The sequence below is a fragment of the Sorangium sp. So ce281 genome (assembly GCF_051527395.1).
Lineage (GTDB): Bacteria > Myxococcota_A > Polyangia > Polyangiales > Polyangiaceae > Sorangium > Sorangium cellulosum_B.
The window spans coordinates 3,883,290-3,905,217 of the sequence record NZ_CP150322.1; the positions used below are offsets into that span (position 1 = coordinate 3,883,290).

The window sequence follows — 21,928 nt, forward strand, 5'->3', positions numbered from 1 at the left end:
GGGTCGATAATCAATGGATCTTGCGCAGCGTCTCAATCATCTCGAGTCGGTTCATGACTGGCAAGGGCTCGTCGAGGAGCTCGAGAAGGGGATTGCGGCCGAAGGGGACGCGACCCGGAAGGCGGCATATCACCTGAAGCTCGGGCGGCTGCTCGAGGAGAAGTTCCTTCAGGCCGTCAAGGCGCTGAAGCACTTCCAGGACGCATACAAGCTGAATCCAGCGCTGCTCGAGGCGCTGGAATCGGCTCGTTCCATCTACTGGGACCTCGGCAAGACCAACATGGTCCAGAAGCTCCTGGAGCTCGAGCTGAGGAACGCCCCCGAGGGGACCACGGCCGCCGAGCTCCGCGTGGAGCTCGGCGACGTGCTCTGCGACGCGGGCGATTTCGAGCGCGCGACGGAGATGTACGCGAAAGGGCTCGCCGCGTCCGGCGGGACGAGCGAGGAGGCGCGGGCCTGCCTCTTCGACATGCAGGTCGATCAGTCGTCGTGGTCGGCGCGCATGGCGGAGCTGGTGGACGCGGCCGACGCGGTCGCGAGCGCCGACGAGCGCAAGCGGCTGCTGCTCCGCGCGGCGCGCCTCGCGAAGCGCTTCGATCGTGGTCAGCTCGAGGACCTGCTCCGGAGGGCGTACGAGACGGCGCCTTCCGACAAGCAGGCCGCGGCGATGTTCGAGGGGCTCCTCGTCGAGGCGGAGCGGCCGCAGGCGATCGTGGAGACGCAGCGACGCATCCTCGACGGGCGCGCCGGCGTGGCGCGCGGCGAGGCGGCGTTCAAGTTCGGCGTCCGCTGGGCCACGCGGCACCAGAACGTCGAGATCGGATCGAAGCTCCTCGAGGAATCGCTCCGGTTCGATCCCTCGAACGAGGCTGCGTTCGCGTACCTGCGCGAGCTCTGGGGGACGAAGGAGGGCAACTGGGAGCGCGTCGCGTTGCTGGCGGAGAGCGCTGCCAACCAGAACGGCAGCTCCCCGTACATGATCGCGCAGGCGGGCGGCATCGCCTGGCGCCAGCTCGGCAACCTCATCCGGGCCAGGAGCTGGTTCGAGAGGCTCTCGGCGGTCGCCCCGACGCACCCGAGCGTGAGCGCGTTCGAAGCGCAGATCGGCGAGCGCCTCACGGCCGCTCCTGTCGCGCCGTCCGCGCCTCCGCCGTCCGCTGCCGCGCCTGCGCCCGTCGTCGTCGCGCCTGCGCCCGTCGTCGTTGCGCCTGCGCCTGTCGTCGTCGCGCCGGTCGCGCCTGCGCCCGTGGCCGTCGCGCCCGCGGACGCCACGCCGCTCCCCACGAGCGCGCCTGCGCCCGTCAGCGGGCCTGCGCCCGTCAGCGCGCCGGCCCCGGTGAGCGGCAGGGCGAGCGCGCCCGCGAGCGGTCCTGTGGGCGACTCGTCGGTGGACGAGCGCGACGCGAGGTCCTCCGCGAGGTCCTCGGTGGCCGACATCGAGCCGCCGCCTCCCGCGCGGGCTCCCGCCGAGAGCAGGCCTGCGGATTCGGAGGTCGGCCGGCGGCCGACAGCGCCGCCGCCTCCCGGGGCGGAGGTCGCGGGCCGCGTCGAGGAGCTCAAGGCCAAGGCCCAGAAGCAGGAGCAGGCCAAGCGGTACAACGAGTACGTCAAGACGCTGATCGAGATCGCCGAGGCGGTCTCGGATCCTGCCGAGAAGATCGACAACTACGCGAAGGCGGCGGAGCTCTACTCGGGCAAGTTCTCGAACGCGGCCGAGGCGGTGAAGTGCTACGAGGCGATCCTCGCGATCGACGGCGAGCACGCGCAGGCGATCGACTTCCTCCGCCAGAGCTACGAGAAGCGGCGCGACTGGGAGAAGCTCATCGGGCTGCTCCGCCGCGAGGCCGCGGCGCTCCCGGAGGGCGGCGATCGCGCCGCGAAGTACCTCGAGATCGCGAAGCTCGCGTCGGAGCGGGTGAAGAAGGTCGACTTCTGCATCGAGCTCTGGGACGAGGTCCTCGCGAACGACCCGGAGAACCCCGAGGCGCTGAACGCGCTGGCCGGGCTCTACGAGAAGAACAAGGACTACCAGGCGTTCGCGAGGGTGCTGCAGAAGCAGGTCGACACGACCTTCGACAGCACCCAGAAGCTCGCGCTCCTCAGCAAGCTCGCGCAGCTCTACGGCGAGCGCCTCAAGGACGACGAGGCGGCCGTCAAGGCATGGCAAGAGGTGATCGCGCTGAACCCCCAGGACCGCAAGGCCCAGGAGGCGCTCAAGAAGGCGTACCTCCAGCTGCAGCGCTGGGACGACCTCGAGGTGTTCTACGCCGAGAGCGGCAAGTGGGACGAGTTCATCCGGGTCCTCGAGTCGCAGGAGGCCAAGGAGACCGACGACGCGGCCAAGATCAGCCTGCTGGTCAAGATCGCCGAGCTCTGGATGGTCCAGAAGCAGAAGGCGGATCGCGCGGCGCGCGCCTACGAGAAGGTGCTCTCGATCGACGGCTCGCACCTCGCCGCGGCCGAGGCGCTCATCCCGATCTACACGCAGGCGAACAACTCGAAGGGGCTCGCCGGCGCCATCGAGGTGAAGCTCTCGCACGACCAGGACGACGTCTCCCGGCTCGACCTCTACAGGCAGGTCGCGGCGCTCTACGAGACGCGCCTCAAGGAGCCGCAGCGGGCGTTCGAGCGTTACCTCTCGGCCTTCCAGATCGCCCCGCAGGACGAGCAGTGCATCGATGACGTCGAGCGCGCCGCGCGCTCGACGGAGGGGTGGGACGCCCTGATCCAGTCCTACTCGTCGGCGATCGAGCGCGCCGAGGGCGAGGGGGACATCGCGCTCGGGGTCGATCTCCGGCTCCGGCTCGGGCGGGTCTTGCTCGACGAGGTGAAGCGCATCGACGAGGCGCTCTCGCAGTTCCGCGCCGTGTACGAGGCGGACGGCGAGAACCAGGCCGCGATCGGCGCGCTGGAGCGGCTCTACCGCGAGACGGGCCGGTTCGGCGAGCTGCTCGGCATCTACGAGAAGAAGCTCGGCATCGTCACCGAGCCGGAGGAGCGCAAGCAGATCCTCTATGCGATCGCGGAGCTCTACGAAGGGGAGCTGCGCGACGCGGCGCAGGCGATCGGGACGTACCGCCAGGTGCTCGACGACGAGCCGACGGACCCGCAGGCGCTCGCGGCGCTCGACAAGCTCTACCGCGAGCAGCAGGACTGGGAGTCCTACGTCGACGTGCTCCGCAAGCGGATCGACTCTCCGCTCGACGAGCAGGCGCTCATCGACCTCAAGTTCCGGCTCGGGAGCACCCTCGAGAAGCACCTGAACGATGCGGCCGGAGCGCTCGAGAACTACAAGGAAATCCTGATCCTCGATCCGGGCAACGACGAGGCGCGCCTCGCGCTCGAGGCGCTGCTCTCGAACGAGTCCCTGCGGGCCGAGGCGGCGGCCATCCTGCAGGAGATCTACGAGGGGCGCGGCGACTGGGAGAGGCTGATCCAGGCGCTCGAGATCCTCGCCGCGGCCGAGGGCGACACGGCGACGCGCGTGGCGCTGCTCCGGAAGGTGGCGCGCACGGCGGCCGAGAGCCTGAGCGACCTGGGCCGCGCGTTCGACGCGCAGTCGCGGGCGCTCAAGGACGACCCGTCGCACGCCGAGACGCGGGCGGAGCTCGAGTCGCTCGCCGCGCAGGCGGGCGCCTGGGACAGGCTCGACGTCATCTTCAGCGAGATCGCCGATTCGCTGAGCGACGCGCGGCTGAGCCGCGAGTACTGGATGCGCCTCGGGAGCATCCACGAGCGGCTCGGCAAGGTCGAGGAGGCGGCGAACGGCTACCTCCGCGTGCTCTCGATCGATCCCGCCGACTCGGAGGCGCTGGAGGCGATGGACGAGCTCTACCGGCGCACCGAGCGCTGGGGCGACCTCATCGGCGTCTACCGGCGCCGCATCGAGCTCGTGCACGAGCCGACCGAGCGCGAGGGCCTCTATGCGCAGATGGCCGAGGTCTACGAGCAGCGGCTCGGGCAGCCGGAGGAGGCGATCGCCGCCTACCGCGAGGTCCTCTCCATCGACAACACGAGCATGGTGGCGCTGGCGGCGCTGGACGGGCTCTTCAGCCGCCAGGGCATGTGGGAAGAGCTGGCGGACAACCTCGAGGCGCAGCTCGGCATCGCGGTCGAGGAGGAGGCGCAGATCCGGCTGATGCTCCGGCTCGCCGCGCTGCGGGAGTCGCGGATGCGGCTCGTCGACTCGGCGATCGACATCTACCGGCAGGTGCTCGAGCGCGAGCCGACCAACGTCGAGGCGCTCGGGGCGCTCGAGCGCCTCGGGAAGGTCGCCGAGCACGAGCTCGCGATCGCGGAGATCCTCGAGCCGCTGTACCGCCAGTCGGGCGACTTCCAGAAGCTCATCGGGGTGCACGAGGTGCAGGTGCGGCGCAGCGACGACGTGACCCGTCGGGTCGAGCTGCTCCACCAGATCGCCGTGCTCTACGAGGACGCGGGCGGCGACCTCAGCTCGGCCTTCGACACCTACGCGCGGGCGCTGAGCCAGGATCCGGCGTCGGAGTCGACGCAGGAGGGGCTCGACCGGCTCGCGCGCGCGACCGGCCGCTTCGCCGACCTGGCGCGCGTGTTCGAGACGCTGGCGGCGCAGCAGACCGACGCGGAGCTCGCGAGCTCGCTCTACACGATGAGCGCGCGGATCTACGAGGGAGACCTCGGCGACATGGACAGCGCCGTCGGGCACTACCGGCGCGTGCTCGAGATCGATCCGCGCAACCTGCACGCGGCCGAGTCGCTCGAGCGGCTGTTCAGGACCTCGGAGCGCTACAACGAGCTGTCGCAGATCCTCCAGCAGAAGGCGGACATCCTCGACGACCTGAGCGAGAAGAAGCTCGCCCTCTTCCAGGCCGCGAGCCTCGAGGAGGAGGTGCTCGAGCGGCACGATCAGGCCATCGCCGTCTACGGCAAGGTGCTCGAGCTCGACGCCGAGGATCTGCGGGCGATCGACGCGCTGACGAAGCTCTACCTCAGCCTCTCGCGCTGGCAGGAGCTCCTCTCGGTCTACGCGAAGAAGGCCGATCTCGTCCTCGATTCGAACGAGAAGAAGCGCATCTACTACCAGATCGGCGCGGTGTACGAGCGCGAGCTCGGCAACGTCGCGAGCGCGATCGACACGTACCAGCGCGTGCTCGAGATCGATCCGGACGACCTCCAGGCGCTCGGGCGGCTCGACGTGCTCTACCAGACGTCGCAGAACTGGCTCGAGCTGCTCAGCGTGCTCCAGCACGAGGCGGAGATCACCGCGGACCCGGCGGAGGGCATCAGCTACCAGTACCGGATCGCGGAGCTCTACGAGAAGCACCTCGACGACGTGTCCCGCGCGATCGAGCTCTACCGCGATCTCTTGCAGCAGATGCCCGATCACGAGCCGACGCTGCAGGCGCTCGAGCAGATCAAGGACGGCAGCCGCGAGCCGCTCGGCGCCGCGCTGGTGCTCGAGCCGATCTACGACGCCTCCGGCGAGTGGCAGAAGCTGATCAGCGTGCTCGAGGTCCGGGTCAAGGTCGCCGAGGACCCGTACGAGAAGGTGGATCTGCTCCACCGCGTCGCGCGCCTCTCGGAGGAGATGCTGAGCGACCACGTCACCGCGTTCGAGACGTACGCGCGGGCGGTGACGTGCGACATCGGCAACGAGGAGTCGCTCTCGAACCTGGAGCGGCTCGCGATGATGGTGAACCGCTGGCCGCAGGTCGCCGCGCTGTACGACACGGAGCTCGGCCGGCTCGGCGAGGAGCCGGCGCGCTTCGTGGAGCTCGGGCTCCGGCTCGCGCAGATCTTCGAGACGCAGCTCGACGACATCGACAGCGCCGTCGCGCGCTACCGGCGCGTGCTCGAGGTCGAGCCGGAGAACCAGACCGCGATCGCGTCGCTCGATCGCCTGTTCACCGCGACCGAGCGGTGGGGCGATCTCGTCACCATCCTGTCGCGCGAGTCGGAGATCGCGCAGTCGCCGGACGAGATCCTCGAGTTCAAGTACCGGCTCGGCGTGGTCTATCAAACGCGCCTCAACGACCTGCCGGCGGCCATCGGGGCGTACCGCGAGGTGCTCACGGCGGCGCCCGAGCACTCGCCCACGCTCGAGGCCCTCGAGGGGCTCTTCGCGGCCGGGATCAAGCAGATCGAGATCGGCGCCATCCTGGAGCCGCTCTACCAGGCGGCGGCGGAGTGGGAGAAGCTCGGCGGCGTGCTCGAGGCGGAGCTCACCCACCTCACCGAGGCGCAGGAGCGGCAGGCGATGTACTACCGGCTGGGGGAGCTCCAGGAGGAGCGCCTCATCTCGCCGGACGGCGCCCTCGCCGTCTTCATGCGGGCGTTGAAGGAGTACCCGGGCGACGAGAAGACGCTCGAGGAGGTCGAGCGGCTCGCCGGCTCGGTGGACGGCGGCTGGGAGATGCTCGCCAACGCGTACGCCGACGTGCTGGGCATCCACAGCGACAAGGACGTCCAGACCGGCATCGGCAAGCGGCTCGCGCGGGTCTTCGAGACCGACCTCAGCGACGTCGCCAAGGCCGAGGAGACGTACCGGTACGTGCTCGGCATCGAGCCGCTCGAGGCCGAGGCGCTCTCGAACCTCGATCGGATCTACACGCAGCTCGAGCAGTACCCGGAGCTCGCGAGCGTGCTCGAGCAGCGGGTGCGCGCGACCGAGGATCGCCCGGAGCTCGTCGACCTGTACCTCCGGCTCGGGCAGACCTACGAGGAGCGGCTCGGTCAGCTCGACGACGCCATCCGCGCGTTCCGGCGCATCTTCGACGAGCTCGAGACGACGAACGAGCAGGCGATCAGCGCCCTCGAGCGCATCTACACGGCCAAGGGCGCCTGGACCCAGCTCAAGGTCGTGCTGGAGCGGGAGCTCGAGAACGCGATGGGCGACAGCCAGGAGGCCGACATCCGCGCCAAGATGGCGCACCTGCTCGCCGATCGGCTGAACGACGTCCAGGGCGCGGTCGAGACCTGGAAGCGCGTCCTCGACCTCCGGGGCGAGGATCCGGAGGCGCTCGGGGCGCTGTCCAACCTCTACGAGCGGGTGGGGCAGTGGTCCGAGCTCTGCGACGTCCTCGAGCGGCACTACGACATCGCGATCGACGATGAGTCGCGCGTCGCCGTGCTGCTCCGCCGCGCCAAGCTGTTCCACGAGCAGCTCGGCCGCGACGACTCGTCGCTCGACGACTACCAGCGCGTCCTCGACATCGACTACGCGAACCTCGAGGCGCTTTACGCCATCGCGGCGATCTGGCGGCTGCGCAACGAGCCCGAGCAGATCGTGAGCTCGCTCCACCAGACGGTGGATCGGGCGCGGGACGTGCTGCCGGCCGAGAACGTGATCGCGCTGTACCGCGAGCTCGGGACGACCTACCAGCACGTCCTCGGGCAGGCGTACGACGCCATCGACGCCTGGAGGAAGCTGCTCGAGGTCGACCCGAAGGACTTCGAGGCGATGGCCGCCCTGGAGAACCTGCTCCGGGCCGAGGGGCGCTGGGTCGAGGTCATCGACGTGAAGATGGGCCGGGCGGCGGCCTACGAGTCACCCGCGGACAAGGTGCGCGAGTACCTCGAGGTGGCGCAGATCTGGGAGCACCAGGTCGAGGAGAAGGACCGGGGCACGCTCGCGTACGAGAAGGTCCTGGAGCTCGAGCCGACGCACGACCAGGCCTTCGCGGCGCTCGAGGAGCTGCACGACGCGGCCCGGCGGAGCGAGCCGCTCATCGAGCTCTACCTCGCGCGGCTCGAGTCGCGCGAGGAGGTCTCCGACAAGACCGACATCCTCCGCAAGGTGGCCCGGGTCTTCGAGGAGCAGCTCGAGGACAAGCCGCAGGCCTTCGACGCGCTGCTCACGGCGTTCGAGATGGACTTCTCCGACATGGACACGGTCCGCTACCTCGAGCGCATGGCGCAGGCGACGAACCGCTGGCCCGAGCTCGTGCAGACGGTGAACGGGTGGCTGCAGCAGCAGACGGCCCCGCTCCAGAAGATCACGCTCTGCCTGCGCCTCGCCAAGTGGTACGCGGAGGACCTCGGCCACCCCGAGTACGCCCAGCCGTACTACCAGCAGATCCTCGCGCACGACCCGAACAACGTCGCCGTGCTGCGCCAGATGGCGAACTTCTTCAAGAAGACCGGCCAGTGGCAGCAGCAGGGGCAGATGCTGACGAGCGCCCTCAACGTCGCGGTGACCGACGTCGATCGGAAGGAGGTCCTGACCGAGCTCGGCGAGGTCCTCGAGAGGCACATGGGCGAGGTCGAGCAGGGGCTCAGCTTCTACCGGCGCGCCCTCGACGTGGATCCGCTGCACCTGCCGGCCCTCGAGGCGCTGGAGCGCATCTACACGGATCGCGATCAGCCGAACGATCTCGTCGACGTCCTGCTCCGCAAGGCGCGGGCCGTGAACGAGTCCGACGTCGTCGCGGCCGTGAAGCTGCGCACCGCCGGCCTCTACGAGTCCAAGCTCGGCCTGATCGAGAAGGCCGGCGCCGTCTACCGCGAGGTGCTGGACATCGACGCCTCGAACCTCCTCGCGATGCGGGGGCTCGAGCGCGTCTACACGGCGACGCACCAGTGGCCCGATCTCGTGCGCGTCCTCGAGATGCAGCTCGACGTGGTCACCACGGAGCGCGAGCGCATCGACGTGCTGATGAAGATCGCGACCCTCCAGGAGGAGCAGTTCCTGAAGCCCGATCTGTCGGCCGCGCGCCTCGAGCAGGTGGTCGAGATCGACCCGAGCCACGAGCCCGCGCTCGAGGCCCTGGAGCGCTGCTATCGCCGGCTGCGCCAGTGGCACGATCTCATCAGCACCTACGATCGCCACATCAACGCGGCGGAGGACCGGCAGAAGAAGATCGAGCTCTGGTCCCACACGGCCAAGGTCTACGCAGAGGAGATCGAGGACCTCGACCGCGCCATCGACGCGTACCTGAACATCGTCGACATCCAGGACACGCACATCCCGGCCCTGGAGGCGCTGGCGAAGCTCTACGAGAAGCAGGACAACACGGCGAAGGCCATCGAGTACATGACGCGCGTCGCCGACCTGACGGTCGACGGCAAGCAGCGCGTCGAGATGTACTTCCGGATCGGCAGGCAGCTCGACGAGAAGCTCGGGGAGCGGGTCCAGGCCCAGGAGCGCTTCGAGATGGCGCTCGATCTCGATCCGTCGCACGTGCCGACGCTGGCTGCGCTGCGGGTGATCGCGATCGACGCGGCCGACTGGGACCGGGCGGCGCGTTACCTCGATCAGGAGCAGATGAACACCGACGCGCCCCGCGCCAAGGCGCGGCTGCTCGTCGAGCTCGGCAAGCTCCGGGACGACATGCTCGGCGAGCACGCGCTCGCGGTGCAGGCGTACGAGATGGCGCTCCAGAGCGACCCCGACAACGAGGACGCCGCGATGCCGCTGCTCAACGAGTACGTCTCCACGGAGCGGTGGGCCCAGGCCGAGCCGCTCGCGGAGATGCTCGTCAGGAAGAGCGGCAAGCGCGATAGGTCAGAGCAGCACCGGCTGCAGCGGACCTTCGGGCGGGTCCTCGATCGGCTCGGCAAGGACGACGCCTCGCTCAAGGCGTACACGGCCGCGCACAACCTCGATCTGACCGACCAGGAGACGATCCGGGGCCTGGCGGACGTCAGCTTCAAGCTCGGCGACTGGGCGAGCGCGCTGACGAACTACCAGAAGGTGCTCACCAGCCTCGACGAGGCCGAGACCGAGGAGCGCGCGACCGTCTACTACAAGCTCGGCTGCATCAAGCAGGCGCAGGGGCAGTCGAAGCAGGCGGTCAACAACTTCGAGAAGGCGCTCGGGGCCGATCCCGCGCACCGGCCGACGCTCGAGGCGATGGTCGCCGTCTACGAGGCGCTCAAGGACTGGAAGCAGGTCTGCCACTACAAGCGGCTGATCCTCGACAACATCATGGACGGCGCCGAGCGGTTCAAGATGTTGAACGACATCGGCGACATCTGGGTCGACAGGGAGAACAACATCCCGAAGGGCGTGGAGGCCCTGGAGGAGGCGCTCGACCTGGAGCCGCAGAACCACGTGCTGCTCCACAAGCTGCTCCAGCTCTACCAGCGCACGGGGCAGTGGGAGCGGATGGTGGACTGCCTCCAGCGCATCGCGGAGCTGGAGCCGCAGCCGGATCGGAAGAGCCGTTACCTCTACACGATGGCGCAGATCTACCGCGACAAGCTGGACGACCCGGCGCGCGCGGTGGAGCTGTTCAACGACACGCTGGACCTGAACCCGCACTCCCTCGAGGCCTTCGAGCGCATCAACAAGATCCTCACGGCGCAGAAGGAGTGGAAGCAGCTCGAGCGGGCGTACCGCAAGATGCTGCACAGGGTCGCCGGCAAGGGGAACACGGACCTCGAGTACAGCCTCTGGCACGCGCTCGGGCTCATCTACCGCGATCGGCTCGGCGACAGGACGGCCGCCCTCGAGACGTTCCGCATGGCGTCGCGGCTCAAGCCCGAGGACGCGACGGAGCACCTGATCCTCGCGGAGCTCTACGAGCAGTCGGAGCAGTTCGATCTGGCGACCGGCGAGTTCCAGGCGATGGTCAAGATCGATCCGATGAAGATCGACCCGTACAAGCGGCTCTACCGCCTGTACGTGGACAGCAAGCGCTACGACCAGGCCTGGTGCGTCGCGGCGGCGCTGTCGTTTCTCCGCAAGGCCGATCCCGACGAGCAGCAGTACTTCGAGGACTACCGCCCGCAGGGGCTCATCCAGGCGAAGAGCCGGCTCGACAACGAGCAGTGGATCAGGAACCTGTTCCACGAGGAGGAGAACCTCTACGTCGGCAAGATCTTCGAGATGATCGCGGGGGCCGCGCTCAGGGCGAAGATCGAGACGCTGAAGCAGCGCCGTGAGCTGCCGGTCCTCGATCAGCGCTTCCTGCAGGATCCGGCGACCTCGACGGTGACGTTCGCCCGGACCTTCGGGTGGGCGGCCAACGTCCTCGGCCTGCCGGCGCCGCGGCTCTACGTGCGGAGCGACGTGCCCGGCGCGCTCGTCGCGGTGGCGAACGAGCAGCCGGCGTCCGTCGCAGGGCAGACCGTGCTGACCGGGTTCTCGCCGCAGGAGCTCACGTTCATCGTCGGCAAGCACCTCGCGATGTACCGCGGCGAGCACTACATCAAGACGCTGTTCCCGACGGTCACCGAGCTGACGGTGCTCCTCTTCGCCGGGATCAAGCTCGTCGCGCCCGACACGTCGGTCCCGCCGGACATCGAGAAGCAGATCACGGCGACCGCGCAGACGCTCCGCGGGTTCATGCAGCCGATGCAGCTCGAGGGGCTCCGCATGGTGGTCAAGAAGTTCCTTGCGGAGGGCGCGAAGGCCAACATCAAGCGGTGGGTCCAGTGCGTCGACATCACCGCGGCGCGCACCGGCCTGCTCCTCTCGGGCGATCTCGAGATCGCGAAGAAGATCATCGCCGCCGAGCCGCAGCAGCCCGGGGATCTCCCGCCCCAGGACAGGCTCAAGGAGCTGATCGTCTTCTCGACGAGCGATCAGTATTTCGCGCTGCGTCAGGCGCTCGGGATCGCCATCGGCGAGGGGTGATCCCGCGCGGCAGCAGGGCCTAAGTAGCGGAATTCACCCCAATAACCGGAGCACCCGGGGCATTCAGGGGAGCGCGCGCGCGCTCCTCGCCCCGGGGCTCCGCTGTGCCGGAGGGATGCACATCTCCATGAGTCTGCTTGACGAGTCAGCAATCCTTACGAACGATCAGGTGCTGTGACCTCGTCATCGATGATCGTCCGGCTCCCCGTGCAGTCCGCGAGAGGCTTCGGGAGATACAGGCTGATCGCAAAGCTTGGGCAGGGAGGGATGGCCGAGGTCTTCCTCGCTGCGCATCGCGGCCCGCTCGGGTTCGAGAAGCTGGTCGTGATCAAGCGGCTCAAGCCGGGGATCGCGACCGAGCCCGAGGTCAACGCGATGTTCCTCGACGAGGCGAGGCTCGCCGCGCGGCTGAACCACCCGAACGTCGTGCAGACGTACGAGTGCGGCCAGATCGACGAGCAGTACTACATCGTGATGGAGTACCTGGAAGGGCACTCCCTCGATCGGATCTGCAGGAAGATCGACCCGTCGCGTCACCGCGCGGTCTACCTGGCGATCCTCGCCGACGCGCTCGCCGGGCTTCACTACGCGCACGACCTCATGGATTTCAACGGCCAGCCGCTCCAGGTGGTCCACCGCGACATCAGCCCGCACAACATCTTCGTCACCTACGACGGGCAGGCGAAGGTCGTCGACTTCGGCATCGCGAAGTGGGCGACGCGGGACGCGGACACCAGCACCGGCGTCGTGAAGGGGAAGATCCGGTACATGGCGCCGGAGCAGGCCCTCGCGACGATGGTCGACCGCCGCGCGGACATCTTCTCGATGGGCCTCATCTTCTGGGAGCTCGTCGTGGGCGAGCGCTTCTGGGGGGATCTCTCCGACGTGCAGATCCTCCAGCGGCTCACGTTCGGCGAGATCCCGAAGCTGCGCGAGCGGTGGCCCGCGGCGCCTGACGCCCTCGAGCGGATCTGCTCGCGCGCGCTCGCGATGGCGCCCGAGGAGCGGTACGCGACGGCGGCCCAGATGCGTGACGACGTCGAGGCGTACTTGGCGACGATGGGCCGCCGCCCCTCCTCGGCCGAGATCGGTCGCCTCATCGGTGAGACCTTCGCGCACCGCCGCGCCGAGGTGAGGTCCGCGATCAGCGACCAGCTGGGGCGGCTCCACGCCGGGGCGGCCGAGGGCGGGGAGGAGTTCGAGATCCTGCCCGTGCTCGAGGAGCGCGGCGCCGTGCCGTGGTCTCAGCGCATGCCGCTCTCGCAGATGTCCCAGCAGTTCTCCACGCCGGGCGGGGACCAGATGCTGGGCGACGACCCGTCGCGCGAGGACAGCATCTCGAACCGCCAGACGATCCCCACGATCATGGTCGCCAACACCAAGTCGACCCGACGAAAGGCGCTCTGGAGCGCGGGGATCGCCGTGCTCTCGGTGCTGCTGATCGGCGGCGCGTGGGCGGTCCTCACGCTCCGACCCACGGCGACCGAGGTGGAGAGCGATGCTCGGACGGAGGCCAGGGACGAGCCCGCGAGTTCTCCTCCGACCTACGCGCCCCCGGTCGCCAACCTCGTCGAGCTCCGGATCATCGCCACGCCGCTGGACGCGAAGATCTACCTCGACGACGTGGAGCTCCCCAGCAACCCGTTCTTCGCGAGGTTCAGCCGGGATGGCACCGGGCACCGCGTCCGGGTCACGGCCGACGGGTACACCCCGGAGGCGCGCTTCGTGGTGTTCACGCGCGACGAGGTGCTGACCATCAACCTCCGCCAGGTGCCGATGTCCCCCAAGGCGGGCGGCGGCGCCGCGCCGCGGAAGTGACCGGCAGCGCCGCGGGCTCGGCCTGACCGCCGGAGGCCGCGCGAGGGGGCGCCGGAGCGCCGCGCGGGGCGTTACGGCCGGCCGCTCAGCATCACCTCGAGCTCCGGCGACACGCAGCCGTAGGCCTCGGCGGCCGCGAGCAGCGCCGAGTTCTGCGGCAGGTTGAGCAGGAACGAGCTGGCGTAGGGCGTCCCCTCGAGGCCCTTCAGCCGGCGCAGGAGCGGGGGCATCGCGCGCTCCATCGCGGCCCGCGCGCCCTCCAGATCGCCCATGTCCACGCAGGCGTCGTGGAGCGCGAGGTAGATCGGCGCCTCGTTGAGCAGGCTCGGCGCGCCCGCCTCGACCAGGGCCGCCGCCTCCCGCGCGATCTCGCGGGCCTGCTCGGCGTTGCCGAAGCGGCGCTCGGCCTCGGCGCAGAACCCGAGCGCCACGGGCAGGACGTCGCGGTTGTCGGTGACGCGGTACGCGTCGGTGGCCTTCTTCAGCAGCGAGCGCGCCCGCGCGAGGCCCGACGACTCGAGGCGCAAGAGCTCGCAGCCCCGGTAGAACAGGATGCCCAGCGTCACGCGGTCGCGCACGACCCACATGCTCCCCGCGGCCTCGTCCGCGCTCGCGCGCGGCTCCGCGAGCACGGCGTCGAGCCGGGGCTCGGGGCCGAACGTCGCCGCCCAGCAGAGCAGGATCATCTGCCCGTGCCGCGCCGCCCCGGAGCTGCCGATCGCCTGCGCCCTGGCGATGCCCCCCTCGATCTCCTGGAGCGCCTCTTCCCGGGCGCCGATGGTCGTCAGCGCGAAGCCGACGTTCATCGTCAGCATCGCCTCGCGCTCCTGCAGCCCGGCGCGGCGCGCGGCCCGCGCCGCGTTCCGGCGCGCCCCCAGCGCGGCGGCCGGCTCGCCGCGCGTCTGGTGGGCGACCGCGCGCGTCTGCCACGCGTCGACCGCCGCCCAGACGAGGTTCCGCCGCGCCGCCAGGTCGAGCAGGTGCGCGGCCTCCTGCTCGGCCATCGCCAGCTGCCCGGCGAACGCGTGGACCTGCGCCAGCGTCGCCGAGCACTGCGCCTCCTCCTCGACGAGATCGATCGACCGGGCGCGGTCGCGCAGCGCCGTCAGCCGCTCCTCCAGGTCGATCCCGGAGCCGCACGCGTGGTCGTAGCGCGCGCGGGCCGTCAGCGTGCGCAGCTCGCTCGCCTCGTCGAAGACGTTCTCCCACATCGCCCGGATCGCCGAGTCGCGCTCGGGCGAGCGCGCGTCGAGCCGCGAGTACGCCTCCTCGAGGAGGACCGCGCGCGCGAACGCCGTCGGCTTGTCGGGGGAGAACACGAGCGCGCGATCGGCCATGGTGACCGCGTCGCGGAGCGAGTTCGTCGCCAGGGCGCGTCGCGCGGCGGCCTCCCAGCGGATCGCGGCCTCCTCGTGCTCGCCGCCGAGGTCGAAGTGCTGCGCCACCGTCGCGCTGTCCTCGCCGAGCCGATCGAGCCAGCGCGCCGCCGCGGCGTGCAGCCGCTTGCGGAGCTCGTCGCCGACGGAGGCGTACGCGACGTCGCGGACGAGCGCGTGCTTGAACAGGAACTCGCGCGCGGCCGGGAAGCGCGACGCGGGCTGCGCGACGAGGAGCTCCGCGGCGATGAGCTTCTTCAGCGCCGTCGCGGGCTCTGCCACCCCGACCTCGGCGAGGCCCACGTCCCACACCGACAGGCCGAAGACGCTCATGCGCACCACCGCCTCCCGGGTGGGCTCGTCGAGCGCGTCGAGGCTCACCTGGATGGCCGCCTCGATGGTCGGCGCCGTGGCGGCGTCCTTGCCTGAGGCGATGACCCGCGCGAGCTCCTCGGCGAAGAGCGGCGAGCCGGCCGCCTGCTGCGCGACGCGGTCGAGCGTCGCGTCCTCGAACGGCCGCGCGGCCGGGGCCGCGCTGAAGACCGCCCGCGCGATCTCGCGCGTGGCCCGGCGCGCGATGGGGCGCAGCTCCACGCGCACGTGGTCGCGGCCGGCGAAGCGCTGGCCCTGGTCGCGCCAGAACGCGGGGCGCACCATGAGCAGGATGAACAGCGCCCTCCCGGTCGCCCGCCCGAGGAGGTGATCGAGCCACGCGACGCTCTCCGGGTCGGCCCACTGCGCGTCCTCGACGAGCAGCGCGCACGGCTCGCTCGACGCCGCGTCGACGGCGATGTCGGTCATCGAGAGGTAGAGCGCGTCGCGCGCGCCGCGCAGGTCGACGCCGTCGGGGAACGGCTGGTTCGCCAGCAGGCGCGCGAGGAGCCCGCCGTCGCCGTGGAGCGGCCGCCGCGCGCGCACCGCGTCCTCGGCCTGCTCCAGCGACGCGCCCTTCGGCAGGCCCATGAGGACCCGCAGCGCGTCCGTGGCGACGCCGAGCGCCTGCGCGCGGCCGAACGACTCGCAGCGCAGCTGGATGAGCCGCGGCGGATCCGGTCGATCCACGATGCGGGCGACGAACTCGCGCGCGAGCCGGCTCTTGCCGATCCCCGGCGGCCCCGAGATGCTCATCACGACCGGCGTCCCGTCCTCCACGCAGCGCTCGAACGCCGCGACGGTCGTGATGAGCTCGGCGTCCCGCCCCACGAACGGCGTCTGCGCGTCGGGCCGCTTCGGCGCGCGCGCGAGCACCCGCACGGCGCCGCTCTCCAGCGGCTCGCCCGTGAAGCGCCCGCGGGACAGCTCCACCGTGGTGGCGTCCGCGAGGACCCTGCCGGGGCCCGCCTCGCGCGCGAGCGCGACCGCGCGGTCGACGACCTCGCCGGCCGCGCGCGTCCTGTCGACGCGCATGCGGCCGGAGGCGACGCCGACGCGGCCGCCGCGGCCGCCGAGCGCGAGCCCGAGCTCGAGGGCGCGGGACGCCTCGTCGCCGTGGGCCTCCCGCACGCCGAGGTGGGCGGCGATCGAGTCCGTGCCGAGCGGCAGCGCGTCGGCCCCGCGGCGGCGCAGCGCTTCGAGCTCCCGCTGGCGCTCCTCGCCGGTCGCCACGTGCAGCGCCACGATCGTGGTCACGAGGCGCGTCCCCATCGCGCCCGGCGGGTTGTCGCTCACGCGCAGCGGCGACGGGGTGGGCAGGTACGGCTCGTCGGCGAGCGCCGCGAGCCTGTCCGCCACCTCGCGCGCCGAGCTCGGCCGGAGCTCCCGGTCGGCGAGCAGGAGCGCGTGGATCAGGTCGTCGAGCGCCGGGACCACGTCGAGCAGGAACTCCGAGAGGCGCGGCGCGGGCGTCGTCGCCAGGCGGACGAGGGTCGCGATCGAGGTCGGCCCCATGTGCGGGGGCCGGCCGGCGACCAGCTCGAACAGCGTCGCGCCGAGCGAGTAGAGATCGCTGCGCGCGTCCACCGTCGCGTCGCCGCGCGCCTGCTCCGGCGAGATGTACGCCGGCGTGCCGACGAGGCCGCCCGCGTCCGTCGTGAGCACGAGCTCCTTCGACGCCGCCACGCCGAAGTCCACGAGCTTGGTGCGGAGCGGGGCGCCCGGCGAGCCGCGCAGGAGGAGGATGTTGGACGGCTTGATGTCGCGGTGGACGACGCCCGCGGCGTGCGCGGCCGCGAGCGCGCTCGCGACCTGCCGCCCGACCTCGATCCCATCGCGCAGCGAGAGCGGGGAGCGCTTCTGGCGCGCCGCCAGGTCCTCGCCGTCGAGCCACTCCATCGCGATGAAGGTCGCGCCCTCCTCGATCCGCCGCCCCTCCGCGTCGACCGCGCTCGCTTCGAGCGTCCCGAACGCAACGACCCTCACGATCCCCGGGTGATCGAGCTCGGAGAGGATCTGCCCCTCGCGGGAGAGCCGGGCTTGGCCCTCGGCGTCGACGCCGACCGCCGTGATGATCTTCAGCGCGACGTACCGCTCTGTCTGCACGTCGAAGGCGCGGTGCACGGTGCCGATCCCGCCGCGGCCGACCTCGTGCTCGATGTGGAACCGGCCTGCGACGAGCGGCCGTGCGGACTCGATGCGCGCGGAGCTCATGCGCTGGCCGACGTGGTCCGTGGGATGAGCGCCGAGGGGGGGCTCCGGCGCAGCGGAGAGGCGATCTCATGGCGCCGGGCCGCGTGGGCCTGCGGTGTTCCGACGGGGCGCATTCGCGAAAGAGACTACGCCGTCGCTCATGGCAGTTCCAGTCTCGCGGTCACGGGGACCCGGCAGCGTCGCGGACGCGGCGATCCGGCCGGAGACGTCGTGGCGCGCGCGGCGGGCCTCTCTTGACGGATCCGGCGGCTCCTCCTACGGTCGTCGGCTCCGCTGCTCCTTCGACGTCACGTCAGTTACGTCAGTCACGTCAGTCACGTCAGTCACGTCAGTTACGTCAGGCTCGAGCGGCGGGAGCCATTTCGATGCTCGATCGCGTCGCCGTTCACCAGACCCGGCTGCGCACGCCCGGCCTCGGGCTCGACGCCAAGGGGGTCGCGCTCGGCGCCAAGGGGCTCGTCCTCCTGCCGTCGCTCGATCGGCTCGTCGCCTTCCTGGCGCTCTACACGCGGCAGGGCTCGCTCGCGGACATCCTCCGCTCGCTCGTCGTCGAGATCGTGCGCTCGAAGCTGGGGGCGCGGGAGGTCACCCTCCTGTTCGCGGCCGAGAGCAGCGATCGGCTCGACCGTGTCGCCGAGATCGCGCGGCTCGCGGGCGGCTACAGCTTCACCGGCACGAGCCGGCACTTCGTCCAGTACCGCGACGCGGCCGCGCCGTTCGGGTACGACGTCCCGCAGATCCTGCCCAGCGACGCGGCGCTCTCGCTCTACCACAACGCCTTCTCGCAGACGTACGAGGTCGAGCGGCGCGTCGACGTGCGCACGCTGCTGCTCCGGCTCGAGCCGCACCTCGATCCGTCCGCCGGGCGGGACCCGGGCCCGCGCTGGCTGCTCGCGGAGTCGGGGCTCGGCCCGGCGCTGATCCGCTACTTCTCCCGGAGCAGCGTCGAGGCCGAGGTCGGCCTGTGCGAGTGGCCGCCGGAGTCGAGCTTCGATGACGCCCCGGTGCTCCGGTACCTCTTCCGCGTGCCGGCCATCCCTGCCCGGATGGTCCCGTTGCTCACGAGCACGCCGGGGCTCGGGTATTTCGTCCCGGTCGCGCCGGGCGCGGCGGTGGAGGTGGGGTTCCGGCACCCGGTCAACCTCCGCGCCTGCCCGGTGTTCGGCGAGGCGGGCCTCGTGCTCTTCCGGGGCGGGGGCCGCGAGGCGCTGGAGATCGCGAAGCTTCCGGCGATGGGCGACGTCGCGGCGTTCGCCCGGGTGGAGCTCGGCCGCGAGCCCGTCGCGGCGAAGGTGGCGGAGGGCGACGCGCTGCGCCCCGCGTCGGTCGTGCTCTCGCTCCGCCTCGTCCCGAGCTCCGAGCCGTGGCGGTCGGTCACGGCCTCGTGGATCCAGCCGCAGGAGATGCCGCTCCTGCGGCACGTCGCCTACGCGCTCGGCCCCGAGACCCTGCGCCGCGCCCGCATCGCCTTCACCGCGGCAGGCGCGTTCCTCCGGCACCCCACGGGCATCGAGGGGATCCCGGTCGGCGAGTTCTTCCGGGAGGTCCATCCGGGCCTCTACATCCCCGCCGGGTACGACGCGGTCCCTGCGGTCGCGCCCGGCGTGCTGTTCCGCGCGCTGGGCGCCCCCGCCGGGCAGGCGCTGTTCATCGGGCGCGACGGGGGGGCGATCGGCGTGCCGGAGGAGGCGTTCGTCCCCCTCGAGACGGCGCTGCTCGAGGCCCAGCAATGGTCGGCGGTGGCCGTGTCGTCCGCGGGCCTCACGGCGGCGCTGGCCACCGAGCTGCCCGAGGTCGTGCTCGGCGGCGTCGGCATCCGGCCGCTGCGCGACCTCGCCCCGTCCGAGGCGCTGGCCGAGCCGAGGGCGCTGCCGCCGGGCCCTGGCCGGACGCCCCAATGACCCAGCCTGAAGCGATCGCCGAGCGGCTCTCCGAGCTCCAGGCGAACGTGCTCGCCCCGCTCGTCCTCGGCGGTCCGCTGCGCCTGGTGCGCCCCTTCGGCGTCCGGCTCGCGCTCCTCCTCGGCGACGGCGCGCCGGCGATCGATCGCGACCTCGGCTCGCGCATCGATCTGGTCCGCGTCCGCGTCGCCCGCCTCATCGCCCCGATCGACGTGCTCCCGGAGCTCGGCGCGGCCGAGTGGGCGCTCCTGGCCGCGCTGAACGACCTGCTCCAGCTCACGAACCACGAGCTCGCCAGCGTGCTCACGCGCAGCCGCTATCCTCGCCTGCTCGCGAGCGTGCGCGACCTCTGCGAGCTCGTGCCCGCGCCGGCGGACGTCGGGTCCGCGCTCTCGCGGCACGCGACGTTCGCGCGGGTGCTCGACTGCTTTCGCACGGACGCGCTCGTCGCCTGGTGGACGGGCCGCGCGAGCTTCCGCGGCCAGCGCCCGCCCCCGCGGCTGCTCCGGTGGCGGCAGCTGCGCGGCGTCCAGGTCGAGACCCGGCGCGTCGGCCTCGCGGACATGGGCCACGGCGTCCCGGGGCTCGCCCCGCCGGACTTCGCCGAGGCGCTCTCCCTCTGGATGACGCGCACGCCGCTCACGGATCTCGCGACCGCCGCGCGGAAGGATCCGCCGTTCGCGTGGTCGGCCTCGACGCTCGCGGTCGTCGCCACGCCTCCTGGCCGGAGCCTCGCGTACCGCGTCCTCCTGCGCCAGCCCCACGACCTCGCCGTCGCGGCGCTCGCCCGCGCCGCCCGGGAGGTCCCGCCGCGGTTCGGCCAGGCCCGGGCGCTCGCCGAGTCGTTCGCCAGCGAGGTCGCCGCCGGCATCAAGCTGCTCGACGAGCGCTCTGCGGCCGGCTGACCCGCGCCTGCCACGCGCCCGTCCTGTCATCGCGGCACCCCGCGCGCGGCTTTGCTCGGCTCGAACGGGGCGTGGTACGCTCCGTCCTCCTTGGAGAGGCGCGCCTGCCACGCGCTCGCGCCTTCGACATCACCTCACGGGCATCGCCCTGGGAGCGACGAACCGTTTGAACCGGCAAGACGCTGAGACTTCCGACAAGTTGCTTGCTTCCCCCTGGCGCGCGCGGCGCCGCGGCTCCTGCCTCGATGCGGTGCCGCGCGCCGGGCGCGCCTGCGCGCGCCTTGCCGGCGTCGCGTTCGCGCTCGCGCTCGCGGTGAGCCCGGGCGTCGCGTTCGCGCAGGCGGAGGCGCTGCTCGACGAGGGCAAGAGCCTGATGAAGAAGGGCAAGGTCGCGGAGGCCTGCCCGAAGCTCGAGGAGAGCTACAGGCTGAGCCCGAGGTCGGCGACGCTCCTCGCGCTGGCGATGTGCCACGAGAAGCAGGGCAAGATCGCGACGGCGTGGTCCGAGTACATCGATCTCGGCGCGGCGGCCCGCAAGGAGGGCAACAAGCGCCTGGAGGCCGACGCGAAGGCGAGGGGAGCGAGGCTGGAGCTGTCGCTCCCGCGGCTGACGCTGAGCGTGCCGCGGGCGGCCGCGATCGAGGGGCTCGAGGTGATGCTGGATGGGGCGCCGCTCGACGGCGCGCTCTGGGGCCAGGCGAGGCCGATCGATCCTGGCCAGCACAAGGTGAGCGCGAGCGCACCTGGCAGAAAGCCGTGGGAGAAGTCGGTCTCGATCAAGCGGGGCGAGCGGAAGACCGTCGCTGTGCCGGCGCTCGCCAGGGACGCCTCGGCCGCTGCGCAGCCTGCGCCCGCGGCGGAAGCGCCCGCGCCGGCGCCGCCGGTGGCGGCGCCGGCGAAGGGGAGCGCGGGGGCCGGGGACGGCGCCGCGGGGCCGGGGAAGGGCGCTGCGGCGCCCGGGAAGGGCGCCGCGGGGCCGGGGAAGGGCGCGGCTGCGGCGGAGGCTGGGAAGCGCGCTGCGGGGCCGGGGAAGGCTGCCGCGGGGCCGGAGACCGATGCGCCGCCCGCGGCACCTCCCGCAGCCGAGGAGCCGGAGCCGAGCGCTGGATCTTCGCCGAGGCACACCGGGCGCTTCGTGATCGAGGCCGGTGTGGCCGGCGGCGCGTTGCTCGGCCTGATGGACGCCGGCAGCTTCGGCGATCTGAGCGCGTACTCGTACAGCTACAACATCCCGGAGGGTGAGCTCATCGCGCCCTGCGACGACGAGGTCTGCCATGCCAGCTTCGATCCGGCGCTCGGTCCGTTTGCCGGCGGGGAGGCGTTCATCGGGGTTGCGCTCTCCGAGGATCTGCACCTTGGCGCGCGTGTGCTGGGCGGCTACCGGTTCGGCGGCGGTTATCTCGTTGTCGGCGGCCCCTCCGTCTCGATGCGCCTCGGGCGTCTCTGGCTCGGCCTTTCAGGGCTCGTGGGCCCGGTGGGGCAGGAGGCGAAGGTCACCGGGATCAAGGGGGAGATCCCCTCCGAGGTGGTCCACCTCAACTACGGTCGGAGCGAGGTCGCCGTGAACGCGCGCGAGGGCAGCCTCCCCGAGAGCGCGCTCGTGGAGACGCTCGCGTTCGGCGGGAGCGTCGACGTGTCGCTGGTGCTCGCGGACCTTCCGAGCGCGGGCTGGACGTCGGGCGCGCTCCTGCTGAGCGTCTCGCCGACGGTCATGAAGGGCCTCGACGGCTGGGTCTTCGCGGCGCCGGCGAGCCTCGGCTACCGCTTCTACTGAGCGGCCCCGCG

General features: G+C 71.4%; 6 protein-coding genes. 5 read left to right on the top strand and 1 reads right to left on the bottom strand.

Features of this window, described 5'->3' with window-relative positions; all coding sequences use genetic code 11:
* The first annotated feature begins 13 nt into the window (after window positions 1-13).
* Together WMF27_RS14835 and WMF27_RS14840 are read left to right on the top strand one after the other, a co-directional pair.
* Window positions 14-11,557: a tetratricopeptide repeat protein gene (locus WMF27_RS14835; RefSeq protein ID WP_437768228.1), complete on the top strand. Its 11,544-nt coding sequence runs from the start codon at window positions 14-16 to the stop codon at window positions 11,555-11,557.
* A 267-nt stretch (window positions 11,558-11,824) separates the two neighbouring features.
* The gene (locus WMF27_RS14840; protein WP_437768227.1) at window positions 11,825-13,375 is read left to right on the top strand and encodes a protein kinase domain-containing protein; all 1,551 of its coding nucleotides are present in this window, start codon (window positions 11,825-11,827) and stop codon (window positions 13,373-13,375) included.
* Window positions 13,376-13,446: 71 nt separating this feature from the next.
* Here the strand turns inward: WMF27_RS14840 and WMF27_RS14845 are convergent, their stop codons facing one another.
* A complete protein-coding gene (locus WMF27_RS14845; RefSeq protein WP_437768226.1) occupies window positions 13,447-17,337 on the bottom strand; it encodes a serine/threonine-protein kinase in 3,891 nt (1,296 codons plus the stop codon).
* A 365-nt stretch (window positions 17,338-17,702) separates the two neighbouring features.
* On the opposite strand from WMF27_RS14845, the gene WMF27_RS14850 reads away from it, so the two are divergent.
* From WMF27_RS14850 to WMF27_RS14860, 3 genes are all read left to right on the top strand, one after another.
* A complete protein-coding gene (locus WMF27_RS14850) occupies window positions 17,703-19,238 on the top strand; it encodes a hypothetical protein (protein WP_437768225.1) in 1,536 nt (511 codons plus the stop codon).
* Window positions 19,235-20,143 (top strand): hypothetical protein, encoded by a 909-nt coding sequence (locus WMF27_RS14855; protein ID WP_437768224.1) that lies wholly within the window; start codon window positions 19,235-19,237, stop codon window positions 20,141-20,143. The genes WMF27_RS14850 and WMF27_RS14855 overlap by 4 nt, the downstream gene beginning before the upstream one ends.
* Before the next feature lie 199 nt (window positions 20,144-20,342).
* The gene (locus tag WMF27_RS14860) at window positions 20,343-21,917 is read left to right on the top strand and encodes a hypothetical protein (RefSeq protein WP_437768223.1); all 1,575 of its coding nucleotides are present in this window, start codon (window positions 20,343-20,345) and stop codon (window positions 21,915-21,917) included.
* The last annotated feature ends 11 nt before the right edge of the window (window positions 21,918-21,928 follow it).

Coding starts and splice junctions, on each gene's coding strand:
- WMF27_RS14835 (WP_437768228.1), top strand. CDS start 14: ATGGATCTTGCGCAGCGTCTCAATCATCTCGAGTCGGTTCATGACTGG.
- WMF27_RS14840 (WP_437768227.1), top strand. CDS start 11,825: ATGGCCGAGGTCTTCCTCGCTGCGCATCGCGGCCCGCTCGGGTTCGAG.
- WMF27_RS14845 (WP_437768226.1), bottom strand. CDS start 17,337: ATGAGCTCCGCGCGCATCGAGTCCGCACGGCCGCTCGTCGCAGGCCGG.
- WMF27_RS14850 (WP_437768225.1), top strand. CDS start 17,703: ATGCTCGATCGCGTCGCCGTTCACCAGACCCGGCTGCGCACGCCCGGC.
- WMF27_RS14855 (WP_437768224.1), top strand. CDS start 19,235: ATGACCCAGCCTGAAGCGATCGCCGAGCGGCTCTCCGAGCTCCAGGCG.